The organism is Pseudomonas sp. GL_093, from assembly GCF_057837605.1.
Genome location: NZ_CM174448.1, coordinates 3,098,912 through 3,115,833, shown reverse-complemented (window position 1 = coordinate 3,115,833; position 16,922 = coordinate 3,098,912). Strand labels below are relative to the sequence as shown.

Below are 16,922 nucleotides of genomic sequence, written 5' to 3'. Positions count from 1 at the left end.
GATACAGGCACCATCGCGCTGGAAAACCGGCCGCTCGCGCACACTGTCCAACGGAGACTCGCCATGTCCGCCTTGCAACAACCTGCTTATGTCTATCGGCCGATGACGGCCGCCGACCTGCCCTCGGCCCATGCCTTGTCCGTGCAGTTGAAGTGGCCCCATCGCCTGGACGACTGGGCGATGCTGCAACGGGTCAGCGACGGTTTTGTGGTACTCGATGGCGAGCGTCTGATTGGCACGGCATTCGCCTGCCCCCAAGGCGGCTTCACCACCATTGGCCTGGTGATCGTCAGTGATGACTATCAAGGCAAGGGCATCGGTCGCAAGCTCATGGAACAGGCACTGGATGCCTGCCAGTCACGCACCCCGATGCTCAACGCCACACTGGCCGGCGCACCGCTTTACGCCAGTCAGGGCTTTGTCGAATTCGGCCGGATTCAGCAGCATCAGGGCAATGCCAATCCACCTGCACCCGCTGCACTGACCGACGGCGAACATTGCCGTGCGCTGAACGCGGCTGATCAGGCTCGCGTGCTGGCGTTGGCCAATGCCGGCAGCGGGTTGGATCGCAAAGCGGTGCTCGCCGATCTGTTTGAGGTGGTCGAGCATTCGGTGGGGATCGAGCGCGACGGCCAGCTACGCGCCTTCGCCTTGCTGCGCCCCTTCGGCCGTGGGCGTTGCATCGGCCCGGTCGTCGCCGAAAACCTCGAGCAGGCTAAACACCTGATCGCCGTGTTGCTGGCGCAAGTACCTGACGCCTTCGTGCGCATCGACATTCCGGCAGACAGCGGCCTGGCCGAATGGCTGGAGTCGGCAGGTTTGAAGCAGGTCGATACCGTGGCGCAAATGGCCAAGGGCACGCCGCCGCAAACAGCCAATGACGTCCAACAGTTCGCACTGGTGACTCAAGCCATTGGCTGATCGCTGTCCCCACAGTCCTTTTTTATGGAGCGTCACCCGTATGTCTGAATCTACCGTTCTGCTGTTGGCTCGCGCCGACGGCAGCCGCGTTACCACGTCTTTTACAGCAGCGTCTTTGGGTGCTTTTGATCCGTTCAAGGACGGTCGCCAGCTGGCTTACAACGGCCCGGACGGCGTGTCTGCGGGCATCGTGCACGCCAGCGGAACGCTCGATAGCGATGACTTTCCGCACACTGAAGTGATCGTGGTCCACGCCGGTCACGTCGTGCTGCAATCCGAAACGCAGACGCTGAAACTGGGCGTCGGCGCCAGCGCCGTGATCGGTCGCGGTACAGCGCTGCGGCTCCAGGCTCAAGCTGATACGTGCTGGGCCTTTTGTGCCGTCACCAGCCCTACCGCTAGCCCAACACCCGGCCTGACCGCGCTCGACCCGCTGGACATGCTCTCGCCGTCGGCCGCACCGGAACCGCAGATTTTGATCGGGCCGACGCCGCAGTGCCGCTCACACAATGCCTTCGAAGACGACGCCACCCACTTGCGTGTCGGCGTTTGGGATTCGACACCGTATGAGCGTCACGGCCGCCCCCACAAACTCCATGAGCTGATGAACCTGATCGAAGGCAACGTCACCCTGCTGACGCCTGATGGAACAAGCGTGGAAGTCAACACCGGCGACAGCGTGTTTGTGCCGCGAGGCGCACCGTGCGCGTGGAAAAGTACGCGGTATGTGCGCAAGTTCTATGCGGTGAAGTAGTGGCGTAGTGTCTTCCTGAGTGCGCGGCAGTTTGGGCAGGGTACGCTCCACTGCTGCGCGATGAATGCGTGCCTCTTTTTCCTATCCTTTTACGCACACCACCTGACGCAAGGTGTGCAGCACTTCCACCAAATCGCGCTGGGCGTGCATGACGTGGTCGATGTTCTTGTAGGCCATCGGAATTTCATCGATGACGGCAGCATCCTTGCGGCACTCCACGTGGGCGGTGGCACGGATCTGGTCTTCGACGGTAAACAGGCCTTTCGCTTTGGTACGACTCATGGTGCGGCCGGCGCCGTGGCTGCAGGAGCAGAATGAATCCTCGTTACCCAGCCCGCGGACGATGAAGCTTTTGGCCCCCATCGATCCCGGAATAATCCCCAACTCGCCCTTCCTGGCCGATACCGCGCCTTTGCGGGTGACCAGAATTTCCTCACCAAAATGCCGCTCTTTCTGCACGTAGTTGTGGTGGCAGTTCACCGCTTCCAGCGCAGCCTCGAAGGGCTTGCTGATCACTTTCCGCGTCGCCTGAATCACCGCTTGCATCATCAATGCACGGTTCTGCCTGGCGAAGTCCTGGGCCCAGCCGACCGCTTCGACGTAGTCAGCGAAGTGCCGGCTGCCCTCTTTAAAGTAAGCCAGGTCACGGTCCGGCAGATTGGCGAGGTGCTGACGCATGTCCGCCTGAGCCATTTGAATGAACAGGTTGCCGATAGCGTTGCCGACGCCACGGGAACCGCTGTGCAGCATGAACCAGACCCGGTTGGTTTCATCCAGGCACACCTCGATGAAGTGGTTCCCGCTGCCCAGCGTACCCAAGTGCCCACGGTTGTTGGTGTTGGCGAGTTTCGGGTACTTGCCGGTGATCGCCTTGAAGCGCGAATCCAGTGCCGCCCAGGCCCGGTCCGCCTGATGCGGAACGCTGTCCCAGGCGCCCTTGTCCCGACCGCCGCGCCCCCCGGTGCGGCCATGGGGCACCGCTTTCTCGATCGCACAACGCAAGCCATGCAGGTTGTCCGGTAAATCACTGGCGGTCAGCGACGTGCACGCGGCGATCATGCCGCAACCAATATCCACCCCAACAGCGGCCGGAATGATCGCGCCCACCGTCGGAATCACACTGCCGATGGTCGAGCCCTTGCCCAGGTGTACGTCGGGCATCACCGCCAGATGCTTGAAGATGAACGGCATCTTGGCGGTGTTCATCAGTTGCTGTCTGGCTTCGTTTTCTACCGGGACACCTTCGGTCCAGAGCTTGATCGGTTTGCCGTTAGCGACTTCCAGCAGTTGGTAGGTATGTGCTTGCATGATTTCGATTCTTTTCGATTGGCCAACTGTTCGGCGTTGTTCTGGCGCCCGAGGTGAAAAAGGTATTAGCAGCCGACGCGCCAGCTTTGATTCTCCTACTTCGCGGAAAAAAGGGGACAAATTTATTGACTCACCGTGTTCCTGCCCCCTGGCAATCGATTGTCATCGGCAGGAAGCGTTCAATCACCGCGATAATGCATTCCATGAATGTGAATCTGTCACGGTGCCCCCATTGATTTCTCATGACTGCTTTCGCGTTGCAGTGCCATTGGCATTGCCACGCAACACCGCAATATCCCGCTTGGGGGGTACGCCAAACAGACGGCTGTATTCGCGGCTGAACTGGGACGGACTTTCATATCCGACCTTGAAAGCCGCACTGGACACATCCTGATGTTCATTGAGCATCAAACGCCTTGCCTCGTTCAGTCGCAGCCATTTCTGGTATTGCAAGGGGCTCATTGTGGTGAGTTGGCGGAAGTGGTGGTGAAAGGTCGGAGTGCTCATCTGCACGCGGGCCGCGAGTTCATCGACGCGAAGCGCCGAAGTGTAATTCAGCTTCAGCCAATCGATGGCTTTGGCGATCCGGTAACCTTGGCCATCGACAGAAGTTATTTGTCGTAGCCGGCTCGCCTGATCACTCTGCAAGAGACGGTAGTGAATCTCGCGTTGGATCAAGGGGGCCAGAACAGGAATGGATTCCGGTTCATCGAGCAGTGCCAATAAGCGCTCGAATGACGCCAGCATTGCAGGGGTCACTGAACCAATGCCTACCCCCTTCGCAACTGAACGATCACGGGTTGGAGGAAGGTCACTTTGCGCTATCAACTCAGCCAGCATGCGCAGATCGAGCTTCAAAGTCAGTCCCAGGCATGGTTGTTCCGGGCTTGCCGCCAGCACTTCTGAATAGGCAGGCAAGTCCAATGAGGTGATCAGAAATCGCGACGTGTCATACGGGTAGCCTTCGCCGCCTACCCAAAGCTGTTTCTCACCCCGGGCGACGAGGATGATGCTTGGCTCGACCATGCAGACGACAGGCGGTGATGGATGTTCGCGCCTGAAGAAGCCGAGGCCCGTAATGGGCGTTCCGTAATCACCTGGTTTCGGAATCTGCGCGCCGATGATCTGCGCAAGCGATTCTTGCGGCGATGTCTGTTGAGGCGCGGTGTCGTGTTTGATCGTCATGTTCGTCATGTTCGTCTTGTACCTCTTCGCTGAACTCTAACTCGCCAGTTCACGACCGTCCTGCAAAAAAACAGAGACTCATAGAATCAGGCAAGTAATCCAGCGGAATGCACTACAGAGGGTCTGCACAGAGCGGGAGAATGTTCATCCGACAAACCCATCGAGGATGCTCCCATGCTTGTCAAAGCCTACGGTGCTCACGCGGGCGACAAACCCCTTGAGTCAATGCAGATCAACCGCCGCACGCCTGCAGCCCATGATGTTCAGATCGATATCGCCTTCTGTGGCATCTGCCATTCAGATTTGCACCAAGTGCGCGCAGAGTGGGCAGGCACGCAATTTCCTTGTGTACCGGGGCACGAAATTGTCGGTCGCGTATCGGCGGTGGGCGCACATGTAGCGGATTTCAAAGTCGGGGATCTGGTCGGTGTCGGCTGCGTCGTCGACAGCTGTAAAGACTGTGACGACTGTGAGACAGGCCTGGAAAACTATTGCGACGGAATGGTCGGCACCTACAACTTTCCGACACAGGACGCACCCGGCTGGACGCTGGGCGGCTACTCGCAAAACATTGTGGTGCATGAGCGCTACGTGTTGCGCATCCGCCATCCCGAGGCGCAACTGGCTGCCGTCGCACCGCTGCTATGCGCGGGCATCACCACCTACTCGCCTCTGCGTCACTGGAACGCTGGACCGGGGAAAAAGATCGGCGTGGTCGGCATCGGCGGTCTGGGCCACATGGGCATCAAGCTGGCTCATGCGATGGGCGCCCACGTCGTGGCGTTTACCACCTCTGAATCCAAGCGCGAGGCGGCAAAGGCGTTAGGCGCCGATGAGGTCGTCGTATCGCGCAACCCTGAAGAAATGGCTGCACATACCAAAAGTTTCGACTTCATTCTCAACACCGTCGCAGCCCCCCACGACCTTGATGCGTTTCTGGTGCTGCTCAAGCGTGATGGTGCGCTGACGCTGGTTGGTGCGCCCGCCTCGCCACACCCATCGCCGAACGTATTCAACCTGATCATGAAGCGTCGAACGATTGCCGGTTCGATGATCGGAGGCATCCCCGAAACACAGGAAATGCTGGATTTCTGCGCCGAGCACAGCATCGTCGCCGACATCGAACTGGTTCGAGCAGACCAGATAAATGAATCCTACGAGCGAATGCTCAAGGGCGACGTCAAGTACCGCTTCGTGATCGACAACTCCACATTGGTTGACTAAGCGCCTCAGATTCAAGAACGCAAATGGACACCATCCAAAAGTAAGGATTATCGAATGAACAGACTCTTTCTTGCCCTGGGGCTGCTTATCGCCTCTTTCTCATCAATGGGAGCTGATATGTCCAACGGTGCTGACAACTTCTACAAAAGCGAAAAGGTAATCGCAGAAAAGGTCACCTTTAAAAACCAATACAAGATCGCCACGTCCGCTTCTGTTTATCGCTAGCTCCGAGGCTCATTCTCGTGAATACAGTGAAGATGCCTACAAGCGTGCAGCGGAGCCTAAAGAGTTGGTCATCATTCCGGGCGCCAACCACGTCGATCTCTACGACCGGGTCAACCTCATTCCATTCGACAAGCTGACTACGTTCTTCAAAAGCAACCTGAAGTAGCCCGTTCGGTGCCCTGGCCGGGCATCGTTTCTCTCGTAGCCTCGTCCTCGGGGCTACGACGCTTCGCGCAATACAGGATTCAACCAATGACTGATCACACCATCCCAGTGCCCCATAAATCATGGGGTGCCGTATTTGCCATGTCGCTCGCCGCCTTCGTGCTCGTGGCATCGGAGTTCATGCCCGTCAGCCTGCTGACACCCATTGCCGCGGATCTGCATATCACCGAAGGACAAGCCGGTCAGGGCATTTCCGTTTCGGGGCTGTTTGCCTTGTTCACCAGTCTTCTGATCGCATCGGTGGCTGCGCGGGTTGACCGCAAACCGCTGCTCCTTTTACTGACACTGCTTATGATTTTTTCTGGAACAGTGGTCGCGTTCGCGCCGAACTACTGGGTGTTCATGATCGGCCGCGCGCTGATCGGCGTTGCGATAGGTGGCTTCTGGTCATTGTCGGCGGCAATCGCCATGCGCCTGGTGCCTGATGACCAGATCACTCGCGCAATGGCAATCGTCAACGGCGGCAACGCTTTGGCGACGGTTATTGCAGCGCCATTGGGCAGTTTTCTCGGCGCCCTGATTGGCTGGCGCGGGGCATTCTTGTGCGTCATCCCAGTCGCGATAGTCGCTTGTGTATGGCTGTTGTTAAGCCTTCCACCGATGAAATCGCAAAACGGTTCAGGCACTGGCAACGTCTTCAAGTTGATGAAAAGCACGCCGGTCGCGTTAGGCATGGTGGCGGTCAGCGTGTTTTTCATGGGCCAGTTCATGCTGTTTACCTATTTGCGCCCGTTCCTTGAAACGGTCACGCACGTCAGTGTTTCCATGCTGTCGTTGATGTTGCTCGTCCTGGGTCTTGCGGGCCTCGCAGGAACCTTCCTGATTGAAGCGTTCTTGAAAAATGGCCTGCATCGAACACTCATCGTCATCCCGATCTTGATGGCGGTGATTGCACTGGCGCTTGTTTCATTCGGTAGCTCGGCGGCCACCACGACCGTCTTGCTTGGCGCATGGGGACTGGTTGCGACTGCAGCGCCTGTGGGATGGTGGACATGGCTGGCGAGAACGTTGCCAGACGCTGCCGAAGCGGGAGGCGGCTTAATGGTAGCGATCATCCAACTGGCAATCGCATCTGGCGCAACCGTTGGCGGGCTGGTCTTTGACTTGAGCGGCTATCAGGCGACCTTCGAGTTGAGCGCCGCTGTGCTGGGCGTGGCGGCCGTTCTTGCCTTCCTGGCTGCACGCGCAGCATCGCGGGAGCCTCTTGCCGCGGCGAATATCGCTTGAAATAACCACAAGACACGCCAAGGCATATCTTGTGGTTTCGGGTGAGCGTGCGCACGCTGGTTGGACGTGACGATCACCGTGCGCTGTCGATGATTTGGCCACCGTCCGGCGTCAGGCTGTAACCCGTCAGGAATTGTGCATCCTTGCTGGCGAGGAATAGCACGACCGGCGCAATGTCCTCTTCGGGTGATCCATAACGGCCAAGTACGTTAGTGGGTGCGGGCGCATTGGCCGCAGCACCCCAAGTGTCTGCAACCGGCATCACATTGTTTACTGTGATCTTGTCAGCCCCCCACTCCCTTGCCGCCGAGCGAGTCAAGGCGCGCACCGCCTCCTTCGCCATGTTGTACGGGGCGTATCCCTGCAGGCCGATGACACCGGCCAGCGAGGCGAAGTTGATGACCCTCCCCTCCCCGCTGGCTTTGAGGTGGGGGTAACAGGCTTGCATCGTCCGTAGATAGGCAATCGGCCCCATTTCCAAATTGCGTTGCAATTGCTCGGTCGACAGATCGAGAACCGATGAAAAGACGACAGAGGGATCGAAGGCATTGTTCACAAGAATATCGATCCGGCCATACACAGCCACCACCTTTTCTACAGCAGCTTTGATCTGATCCGGATCGGCGATATCACAGACTACTCCGAGGGCGATCCCGCCCGCTGCCTGGATCTCGGCGACAACAGCAGCGACATTTTCAGCCGTGCGTGAAACGACCGCCACCTTCGCACCTTCCTCCGCGAAAAGCTTCGCTGTGGCTCGGCCGATGCCGCGGCCGGCGCCAGTGACAATGGCAACTTTTCCATTGAGTCGGGACATGTTGATCTCCAATCAGTTAGGGGTTACTTGATATGCCGTGGTTACTTGGCCGTAAGGTGAATGCGTCGACTCAGGTCAAAGATGTCGCCTAATATGAAAAGCTACAAGTAGGATGAAAAAGTGGTGCTTAGTATGGAAAACCAGACTATTGGCGACGTTCAGATCAACATGCACGAGGAAATGCGCCGCGCATTTGCGCTGCTCTCAGGCAAGTGGAAACTGGAAATCATGTGGTTGTTGAACCAGCGAATCTATCGTTTCGGAGAACTGCGCAAGGCGATTAGCGGCATCACCCAGCACATGCTGACGGCACAACTTCGGGAGCTCGAAAACGATGGCCTGGTATTGCGAACAGTCTTCGCGGAAGTGCCCCCGCGCGTCGAATATGAAATGACGGCAAAGGCTCGTGCGCTAGGGCCGACGATGGAGGCACTCGCGTTATGGTGGAGCGAGTATGGGAAGAGCGTGCCGGTGAAGCCAAGCTCGCGTGGACGCAAACCAAAAAGCACTTAAGCATTAAATGATCAATTGGCTATTTTGCCATGGAGATCGCGGGAAGCTCCTTCGAGAGTTTTCCATAAGCTGCGCATCGTAGGGTTCTCATTGGTGATGGAACAGTAGGAGCGTATCTCCAGTCGTGTACTCCATTCATCACCACCCGCTTTTACCAACTGACCTCGCTGAAGCTCGTCAATGACGGCGCTTTGTGGCAACCATGCCACGCCATACCCCTCTATCGCCATTCGCATCAAAAGCATCGCCATGTCTGCCTCATAGCAGCGCTCCAGCACACTCACACTTGGGCCATTTTTGATGATTATGTCTGCTACGCGGCCTAAAAAAGTTGTGGCCGTATAAGCGAGGTGAGGTACTGCTTTGGCTGAGGTACCGGGCAAGCGATACAGCGGTTGCCCGTTGTTGTCAGGGGCACACAACGGAATAAAGGCGTCATGTCCCAACGTCAGGCAACCGAATTTTTCCGGGTCTAGAAGAATGGGTGCCAAGGGATGGTGGTAGACGATCATCAGATCGCAACTCCCCTCCTCCAAGGCGATAACGGCGTCATGAATGTTCGCTGCAACGACTCGGGCGTTGAACTGCTCATTGTGCTGCTGAAATTGGGTTAGCCATTTCGGTAGAAACGTCATTGAAAGGCTGTGACCAGCAGTGACCTGGATGGATCGCCCGGGCATTCGCTCAACCTCTCGCAGGGCTGAACGCAGTCTCAATAACCCCGCCAATGCCTCGCGGCCCTCTTCACAAAAACTTCGCCCCGCAGGCGTGAGCTGAACGGGATAAGTTCCGCGATCTACCAACTCTGCTCCAACCCATTCCTCAAGTGACCGTATGCGACGCGACAGTGCTGACTGGGTCACGCACCGTACTTCCGCAGCACGAGAAAAGTTTTTCCACTCGGAAATCGCTAAAAGATCATCCAGCCATTTGATTTGCATACCGGCACCTCACGCTCCGAATGCGCAGTGTACTGCGCCTCAGTCAGGACGAAGCAGCTGTTTCGAAAACTATTCCAAAAGCGCATGAGGCTATCGGGATTACTCATCACGACGATTCAAACCCGACCCTAGAATCGTAATCGTTGAAGCGACGCTAGAGAGCTTCGACCCAATGACACTTGTCTCCTGCCAAGTAACAAAAGCAAAAAAACCACTTGAGGAAAGCTCCGTGAAGAAAAATAAACTTCCGCGTCGGATCGCAATTGGCATCGCCTCAGGCGTGCTTGTCGGTTGGGCGTGTCACCATTTCGCAGGGAGCGAACAAAGCGCCAAAGAGATCGCCTCTTACTTCTCGATGGTCACCGACATCTTTTTACGCATGATCAAGATGATCATCGCGCCTCTGGTGTTCGCTACCTTGGTCGGCGGCATCGCGAGTATGGGTAACTCCCGCTCCGTTGGCCGGATTGGCTTAAGAGCCATGGCCTGGTTCGTCACCGCTTCGGTAATCTCGCTGGCAATCGGCATGGGCCTGGTCAACCTGTTCCAACCCGGTGCGGGACTGAACATGGAGGTTGTCCAGCATGCGGCAAGTCCCGTGGTGGTCAACACCGGGGATTTCAGCCTCAAGGTTTTCATCAGTCACGTGTTCCCTCGCAGCATTGCTGAAGCAATGGCCAATAACGAAATCCTGCAAATCGTGGTGTTCTCGTTGTTCTTCGGGTTTGCCTTGGCGGGTGTGAAGCGAGCGGGTTACACAACGATTGTCGATAGCATTGAAGAGCTGGCCAAGGTGATGTTCAAGGTCACGGACTTCGTCATGGCCTTCGCGCCAATTGGGGTTTTCGCAGCTATCGCATCGGCTATCACCACGCAAGGGCTTGGCTTGATAGTCGATTACGGAAAACTGATTGCCGAGTTCTACTTGGGCATTGTGATTCTGTGGTGCGTGTTGTTCGCTGCCGGCTACCTGTTCCTGGGTCGTTCAGTGTTTACCTTGGGCAAGCTCATTCGCGAACCCATCCTCCTCGCATTTTCCACTGCCAGCAGCGAATCCGCTTACCCGAAAACCATGGAGGCACTGGAGAAATTTGGTGCGCCCAAGCGCGTATCCAGCTTCGTCCTTCCGTCGGGGTACTCATTCAATCTTGATGGTTCGATGATGTATCAAGCGTTCGCCATCATGTTCATTGCTCAGGCCTACAACGTCGACTTGAGCTTCACACAACAACTGCTCATCTTGCTGACGCTGATGATCACCAGCAAGGGAATGGCGGGTGTAGCCCGAGCATCGGTGGTCGTGGTGGCGGCTACGTTACCCATGTTCAATCTTCCCGAAGCCGGCATTTTGTTGATTCTTGGCATTGACCAATTCCTTGATATGGCCAGGACTGCCACCAACGTCGTTGGCAACAGCATAGCGACGGCTGTGGTTGCCAAATCAGAACCGCATGAAGAAGCTGAAGATGCGCCCGGCACTGAATCTCCGCTCCCCATTCATACTGCAGCCACAGCCTGAGAACCTTAAAATGAAAGGTAAATCGAAGCCGTCCAGCGGGTCATCGTTTGCTCGCAAACTAGGTATCGTCGGCGGGCTTGGCTCACTGGCCGGCGGCGATCTTTTCTACAAATTGGTGAAGTCCAGAGCTGTTCTGGAGGATCAAGGTCGCTATCACTTCCTGTTTGAACAACACCCGTTCAAGGACGTGCTGATGCCTCTTGATCAGGGTGCCAGCATGACCTCCAGAAAGTTCTACGTATTTCAGGTTTGCCAGACGTTCGAGGCGAGCGAAGTCAATGCAGTCTTACTGCCTTGTTTTGCCAGTCACACCTTTCGGGAGGAGATCCAGGAGGAAATTGGGATACCCGTTCTGGATATGATGGCGGCGTTACGCAAGCATGTGGATCATGTCGCTGAACACGGCAGTACGTTGGGAATCATCGCATCCGACTATGTTCGGCACTCCGGGTTGTTTGAGGGCTATTTTGGCAATGACTTCAAGCTGGTTTATCCAAACGATAACGCGCAATCCGGGTTGATGGACGCCATGTACGGGGTTAACGGCATCAAAGATGGATTCCTTGACGGTGTACCACTCGAATGTGTTTATCAGGCCTGCCTGTCGCTTCAGGATCAGGGGGCCACAATCATCCTGCCAGGTATGACTGAGCTTTCGTTGGTCTGCGGTGATCTACAACGGCGTGGCTTGACGGTCCTGGATATCAACGAGATTTATGCCGCTTTCGCCACCTTGGAGAAAGGCCAGTCGACCCGTCCGCCTTTCAAGCTTGGGATTGTAGGTGGAGTTGGGCCAGCGGCAACGGTCGACTTCATGGGTAAGGTTGTGGCGCACACACCGGCAGGTCGCGATCAGGAACACATCAAAATGGTGGTGGAACAGAACCCCCAGATCCCTGATCGCACAGCCAATCTGCTGAACGACGAAACTGATCCGACGATGGCGATGTATGCAACGTGCAAACGACTGGAAAGCGCCGGTGCCAATGCCATTGCGATTCCGTGCAACACAGCACACGCCTTTGTTGAGCGCATCCAGACGCACCTGCGTGTACCTATCGTGAATATGCTGACTGAAACGGTAGAGGCTATCGTGCAGCGGTACGGTGCCGGCAAAACCGTCGGGCTGCTAGCGACGTCCGGCACCATCAAAAGTCAGGTTTATCACGAGGCAGCTCGACAAGCAGGGCTTCAAATAATTGCCCCTGGCGTGGATTACCAAGCGTTGGTGATGGAGTCGATTTACGGACATCACGGAATCAAAGCAGGTTTCACAGAGGGCATATGCAAAGACCAGCTCCTGACCGCCGCAGAACACTTATGTGAATTGGGTGCTGATGTGCTCATCCTGGGATGTACGGAGCTACCGCTGGTGCTTGAGCATAGCGAATCCTACATGATCAAAAATCATGAGGTCGCACTGGTCGACCCGACAACCATTTTGGCATTGAAGTGCATTGAGCTAGCGCTCAGTACACAGTAGAAAACAGCCGCCGACACTTTTCTCCTGTCAGCACCGATAACAGAAACGCCGCTCAGTGAGCGTAATGCTGTTCACTTAAGGTTGGGGGACATATCCGTTTCTGTGGTGATGGCGACTTAGGGTTCCGACGGGGCAGATCAAGATCAGAAGCAAGATCAAAAGCCCGGCGTTGTACCTGTGGGAGCGAGCCTGCTCGCGAAAAACGTCCGGACACCGCGTTCATTCAGACAGCACGCGTCACCGTTGACGTCCTTCGCGAGCAGGCTCGCTCCCACAGGGGATTGCGTACGATTGAAGAGAAAGGCCGGCCGGTAGGCCGCCTCGCTTTTGCTTTTGCGGTGCACGCCCCCTCACGCCCTGAGCCTGTCCGTCAACCTGTGACGACCTCCATCGGCGCCTCTACCAACGTTGATCCACCGCCCCCTCGCTACACATGTGTGTACCTGGAAACACCGAGCTTAAGTGAACAGCATTACGCTCAGTGAGCGGCGTTTTTTTATGAGTTCTGCTGGAATAACGAATAGGCACCCTTTCAACTGTTGGCGGTGGAAGCTAGTTATCCATAGCTGCAAACCCGCGCTGCAGGTCCTCAATCAACGCCTCGACATCCTCAAGCCCGATATGCAGCCGTAACACCGGATTCAACGAACGATCCGCAACACTGTCGCGATCCGTGGTATCGGCGACGGTGACCAGGCTTTCATAACCGCCCCAGGAAGCGCCGAGCCCAAACAACTGCAGCGAATCAATAAAGCGTTCGACGTAGGTCGGGTCCGCATCACGCAGCTCGAAGGACAGCAAACCATTGCTGCCATTGAAATCGCGCTGCCACAGGGCGTGACCGGGATGCTCGGGCAGCGCTGGATGGAACACCCGTTTCACCTGCGGTTGCGCTTGCAGCCAATGGGCGATTTCAAGCGCCTGGCGTTCGTGCACTTCCAGTCGCGGCGCCAGGGTTCGCGCGCCGCGCAGCACCAGATAGGCGTCGTCGGGGCTGACGGTGGCGCCAAAGGTGTCGCCCATGGACGCCAGTGGCTGCCAGACTTCTTCGCGGGTGCAGACGCTGCCCATGACCACGTCGCTGTGGCCGCACAGGTACTTGGTCAACGCCATGATCGAGATGTCCGCGCCCAGCGTCAGCGGTCGGTACAGGTAACCCGAGCCCCAGGTGTTGTCGACGGCCAGGAGAATGCCTCGCGGTTTGCACAGGGCGGCGATGGCCGGCAAGTCGCAGAGCTCATACAGCAAGGAGCCCGGCACTTCGGTGTAGACCATTTTGGTGTTGGCTTGCAGTTGCGCTTGAAGGCCACTGCCATCAGGGGCGAAGTAGCTGACCTGGATGCCGAACGGCTGAAGAAACTCACGGGCCAGCCGTCTCACGGGCGCGTAGACCGCGTCGCTGATCAGTACGTGATCGCCGGGCCGCAGGTAGGCCAGGAAGGTCTGCGCGATCGCCGCCAGCCCGGTGCCGAACAAGCGCGTGCGGTAACCACCCTCCAGCTCCGTCACCAGATCTTCCAGGGCGAAGGCCGTCGGATTGCCTCGGGCGCCATAGCTCAAGACCCGCTCGCTATCACGGCGAGCACGGGCGTCGCGCATTTGCGCCAGGTTATCGAACAGCACCGTGCTCAACCGCGTGACCGGCACGTTGACTGCCCGACCGCCATTGCCCTGTTCGGTACGCGCCGAATGGACCAGACGCGTACGCACCCGGGCATCGCGGGGCGCTGTGACGCGCAGCGGCTTGAGACTGGCGATCTCGTCGTCGCTCATCTGCGCCAACAAACCGATTTCCCAGGCCAGGTACTGACGCGCCGCGTCCTTGTTACCGGCGTGACGGTCGTGAGTGAAGAACAGAAAATCGATGCACTGCTGATCGGAAGGCGTGGTCGGATTTTCCTGCACCGCGAACCCTTCTGCGCGCCAGGCATCGATCCCGCCGTCCAGCAGCCTGACTTGAAGGCGCTGATTTTCCGGCAGCTCCTGCGCCGCGAAAGCAGCCAGCCGCGGATCATCGGCGACCAACACCAGTGGCCGTTGCTCACCGGCCACTTCAGACACCAGCAACGAGCGAATCGACCAGCGCGACCCGGCGATATTCCCCTTGCGGAAGGTCATGCTCGGTCGCAGGTCAATCAGTGCGACCGCGTCATCCTTCAGCGCGTCGGCCAAGGCCCGCGCCGTGATCGATGGCAACGCCTCGTGAGCGATCACCTCAAACGCGGGCAACACCAGATCACTGCTCACGCCGCCTGCCAGCACATACGCCTCATGCCCCAACTGTCGAAGCCAACTGGCAACGATCGGTGCGCGCACGCCATCACTGTCGAGCAGCACCAACCGCGTCTGACGCACGCCGATATAAAGATCGGTGGATTGAATCAACTGCCCGCCCGGCGTGTGTTGCGCACCCGGCAGACTGCCCGCAGCAAACTCCTCGGCAGTGCGCACATCGCATAAAAACAGGCTGCGCCCGGCCTCCCTGGCCCATTGCTCGACCTGCGCCGCCTCAACGGTCTTCACGCCAGCCCGCTCCGCCAGTTGCGCAGCAGCGAGTCGCTGCCCCGGCAACGGGCCAGACGACACCGCCTCGGCATAACGTCGGGTGCTGCCATGCTCCAGCTGAAAATCTTCCAGATACCAACCCTGGGTTCCGTTCTCCAACGCGTAGACCGGGTTCTTCAACCCCAGATTGATCAACGTCTGGGCGCCGATAATGCTGCGGGTCCGACCGGCACAATTGACCACAATCGGGGTGCTTTCGTCCGGCACCAGATCGTGGACGCGATAACCCAGTTCACCATTCGGGCAGCACACCGAACCAGGAATGGTCATCTTGCGGTACTCATCGAACGGCCGACCGTCGAGCACCACCAAGGGCTCGCCCCGGCGTTGCCATTCGGCCAGTTGCTGCGCGGTGACGTGCGGCGTATGGCTGGCCTCTTCGACCAATTCACCGAAGGCCTTGGAAGGCACATGCACCCCGGCAAACAGCTGGAACCCGGCAGCCTGCCAGCCATCGGCACCGCCCTCGAGCACATGCACCTGGCCATATCCGAGCGCCCGCAGACGCTGAGCAGAACGCGCCGCGACATCCCCGCCGTCCTGGTCGTAGATCACCAGCCGAACCTGGGGATTCGGCGCCAGACGCCGGACCTCCAGCTCCAGACGGCTGTAGGGCAAATTCACCCCGAAAAACAGGTGAGCTTCGCCATATTGGCCGTGCTCGCGCACGTCAAACAGGGCAATTTCCTGCCCGTCGAACAGCCACTGCTGCAGTTGCCCTGGAGTTACGGTCTGGCTCATGGGAGTCCCGTTTGAAAAAAGAGTTATTGAAGCGCCAGAGAGCGCTCATTGGACGCGACTTCCCGGCCCTTCACGTACGCACGCTGAATCGCCGGTCGCGCCTTGAGGCGTTCGCGCCAGGCATGGACGTGCGGGTAATCCGCCAGGTCCTGGCCCTGTCGCAACGGTTGAATCCACGGAAAAATAGCCATGTCAGCGATGGAGTAATCGCCTGCCACAAACGGCACGTCAGACAGACGCGTTTCCAGCACCCGATACAGCCGCGTGGCTTCGGCATTGAGCAAGTCCAGGGCGAACGCAATCGGTTCCGGAGCCTTCTCCTTGAACAGCTGCAACTGACTCAGGTACGGGGTGATATGCCCCACCTGCCAGAACAGCCATTCTTGAACTTTTTGCCGCTCGGCACTGCCGGCCGCCGGCAGGTAACGCCCGGCCTTGTCGGCCAGGTAAATGAGGATGGCGCCGGACTCGAACAGGCTCAGCGGCTCGCTCAAGCCCTGCGGCGCATGGTCGACAATCGCCGGAATCCGTCCATTGGCGCTGATGCGCTGGAACGCTGCCTGCTTCTGCTCGCCTTCTCGGATGTTGACCGGCAGCACGCGGTACTCAAGCTCCAACTCTTCAAGCAGGATACCGATCTTCAAGCCGTTGCCAGTCGGCCAGTAATACAGATCGATCATGCGTAGGCCTTGATCGACGGCGCCATTTGCGAGGCGTTGTAATTGAGGATGCGCCCGTCGGCTTCCACGCCGTAACGGCCGTTGAGGGACTCCAGCGGCAAACCGTACAGGTGGAAATGCAGGGTCGCCTGCTCGCCTTCGACACGAATGCCATGCAGGTCTTCGCCGAGAAACGAGATGGAGGTGCCGGGTTGCACGATCACTTGTTTTTCCAGGTGCAAGGTGGTGAAACCGGGCTCGCGGCCTTCGTCGTCTCGACGGTAGACGTAGTTGATTTCCTGGCCTTCGACCGCGCTGATGATCGCCCAGGTTTCATGGTTGTGGGGGATGGTGCTTTTACCCGGCAACAACGAGTTCAGGTACAGCGTCGGCGTGTCGCCATCGTCATTGAGACGGTAGCGGAACGCGGTGCTGCCCTGCCCCGGCACCGGCGCGGGGAACTCGTCGAAATTGAACAGATCGCGGCGCTCGGCCAGGACTTCAAGCAAGGAAACGATTTCCACCAGCGCGGCACGGTCGACGCCCCGTTGATGGATGACGCGGATTTTCTTCAGGAAATCCTCAATGACGGCGGCACGGTTATCGGTACTCATG

Annotated in this window: 15 protein-coding genes and 1 pseudogene; 9 read left to right on the top strand and 7 right to left on the bottom strand. The window is 57.9% G+C overall.

Going from position 1 to position 16,922, the window contains the following annotated elements:
- Nucleotides 1–63: 63 nt before the first annotated feature.
- Nucleotides 64–921 (top strand): GNAT family N-acetyltransferase, encoded by an 858-nt coding sequence (locus tag AC3IUE_RS14430; protein ID WP_489268285.1) that lies wholly within the window; start codon nt 64–66, stop codon nt 919–921.
- Nucleotides 922–961: 40 nt separating this feature from the next.
- The gene (locus AC3IUE_RS14425) at nt 962–1,675 is read left to right on the top strand and encodes a cupin domain-containing protein (protein WP_489268283.1); all 714 of its coding nucleotides are present in this window, start codon (nt 962–964) and stop codon (nt 1,673–1,675) included.
- Nucleotides 1,676–1,756: 81 nt separating this feature from the next.
- On the opposite strand, the gene AC3IUE_RS14420 is transcribed toward AC3IUE_RS14425, so the two are convergent.
- Together AC3IUE_RS14420 and AC3IUE_RS14415 are read right to left on the bottom strand one after the other, a co-directional pair.
- Nucleotides 1,757–2,983 (bottom strand): RtcB family protein, encoded by a 1,227-nt coding sequence (locus AC3IUE_RS14420; protein WP_489268281.1) that lies wholly within the window; start codon nt 2,981–2,983, stop codon nt 1,757–1,759.
- Between the two features lie 240 nt (nt 2,984–3,223).
- Nucleotides 3,224–4,168, bottom strand: a complete 945-nt coding sequence (locus AC3IUE_RS14415; RefSeq protein WP_489268838.1) for an AraC family transcriptional regulator — start codon at nt 4,166–4,168, stop codon at nt 3,224–3,226.
- A gap of 174 nt (nt 4,169–4,342) precedes the next feature.
- On the opposite strand from AC3IUE_RS14415, the gene AC3IUE_RS14410 reads away from it, so the two are divergent.
- The 4 genes and pseudogenes from AC3IUE_RS14410 (at nt 4,343) to AC3IUE_RS14395 (ending at nt 7,069) form a co-directional block, all read left to right on the top strand.
- The gene (locus tag AC3IUE_RS14410) at nt 4,343–5,392 is read left to right on the top strand and encodes an NAD(P)-dependent alcohol dehydrogenase (protein WP_489268279.1); all 1,050 of its coding nucleotides are present in this window, start codon (nt 4,343–4,345) and stop codon (nt 5,390–5,392) included.
- Between the two features lie 54 nt (nt 5,393–5,446).
- Nucleotides 5,447–5,617, top strand: coding sequence for a hypothetical protein (locus AC3IUE_RS14405; protein WP_489268277.1), 171 nt, complete (start codon nt 5,447–5,449; stop codon nt 5,615–5,617).
- Nucleotides 5,583–5,783, top strand: a pseudogene (locus AC3IUE_RS14400) (alpha/beta hydrolase); the annotation flags it as partial. The gene AC3IUE_RS14405 and the pseudogene AC3IUE_RS14400, both read left to right, overlap by 35 nt.
- Before the next feature lie 86 nt (nt 5,784–5,869).
- Nucleotides 5,870–7,069 carry an MFS transporter gene (locus AC3IUE_RS14395; RefSeq protein ID WP_489268275.1) on the top strand — a complete coding sequence of 400 codons (1,200 nt, stop codon included), beginning with the start codon at nt 5,870–5,872 and terminating at the stop codon, nt 7,067–7,069.
- Nucleotides 7,070–7,142: 73 nt separating this feature from the next.
- Here AC3IUE_RS14395 and AC3IUE_RS14390 read toward each other — a convergent pair whose 3' ends face one another.
- Nucleotides 7,143–7,886, bottom strand: coding sequence for an SDR family NAD(P)-dependent oxidoreductase (locus tag AC3IUE_RS14390; protein WP_489268273.1), 744 nt, complete (start codon nt 7,884–7,886; stop codon nt 7,143–7,145).
- A gap of 180 nt (nt 7,887–8,066) precedes the next feature.
- Here AC3IUE_RS14390 and AC3IUE_RS14385 point away from each other — a divergent pair, with 180 nt between their 5' ends.
- Nucleotides 8,067–8,399, top strand: coding sequence for a winged helix-turn-helix transcriptional regulator (locus AC3IUE_RS14385; protein WP_201784098.1), 333 nt, complete (start codon nt 8,067–8,069; stop codon nt 8,397–8,399).
- Nucleotides 8,400–8,410: 11 nt separating this feature from the next.
- Here AC3IUE_RS14385 and AC3IUE_RS14380 read toward each other — a convergent pair whose 3' ends face one another.
- Nucleotides 8,411–9,340, bottom strand: coding sequence for a LysR substrate-binding domain-containing protein (locus tag AC3IUE_RS14380; protein WP_489268271.1), 930 nt, complete (start codon nt 9,338–9,340; stop codon nt 8,411–8,413).
- A 229-nt stretch (nt 9,341–9,569) separates the two neighbouring features.
- Between AC3IUE_RS14380 and AC3IUE_RS14375 the strand changes: the two genes are divergently transcribed.
- Entirely contained in the window at nt 9,570–10,859 is a 1,290-nt protein-coding gene (locus AC3IUE_RS14375) for a dicarboxylate/amino acid:cation symporter (RefSeq protein ID WP_489268269.1), read from the top strand.
- Nucleotides 10,860–10,869: 10 nt separating this feature from the next.
- Nucleotides 10,870–12,342: a cysteate racemase gene (gene cuyB / locus AC3IUE_RS14370; protein ID WP_489268835.1), complete on the top strand. Its 1,473-nt coding sequence runs from the start codon at nt 10,870–10,872 to the stop codon at nt 12,340–12,342.
- A 552-nt stretch (nt 12,343–12,894) separates the two neighbouring features.
- Here the strand turns inward: cuyB and metC are convergent.
- The 3 genes from metC to AC3IUE_RS14355 are packed head-to-tail and all read right to left on the bottom strand — an operon-like array spanning nt 12,895 to nt 16,921.
- The gene (gene metC / locus AC3IUE_RS14365) at nt 12,895–15,648 is read right to left on the bottom strand and encodes a cystathionine beta-lyase (protein WP_489268267.1); all 2,754 of its coding nucleotides are present in this window, start codon (nt 15,646–15,648) and stop codon (nt 12,895–12,897) included.
- A gap of 23 nt (nt 15,649–15,671) precedes the next feature.
- Nucleotides 15,672–16,328 carry a glutathione binding-like protein gene (locus tag AC3IUE_RS14360; protein WP_489268265.1) on the bottom strand — a complete coding sequence of 219 codons (657 nt, stop codon included), beginning with the start codon at nt 16,326–16,328 and terminating at the stop codon, nt 15,672–15,674.
- Nucleotides 16,325–16,921, bottom strand: coding sequence for a cysteine dioxygenase family protein (locus AC3IUE_RS14355; RefSeq protein ID WP_489268263.1), 597 nt, complete (start codon nt 16,919–16,921; stop codon nt 16,325–16,327). Before AC3IUE_RS14355 ends, AC3IUE_RS14360 begins: the two co-directional genes overlap by 4 nt.
- Nucleotide 16,922 lies beyond the last annotated feature (1 nt).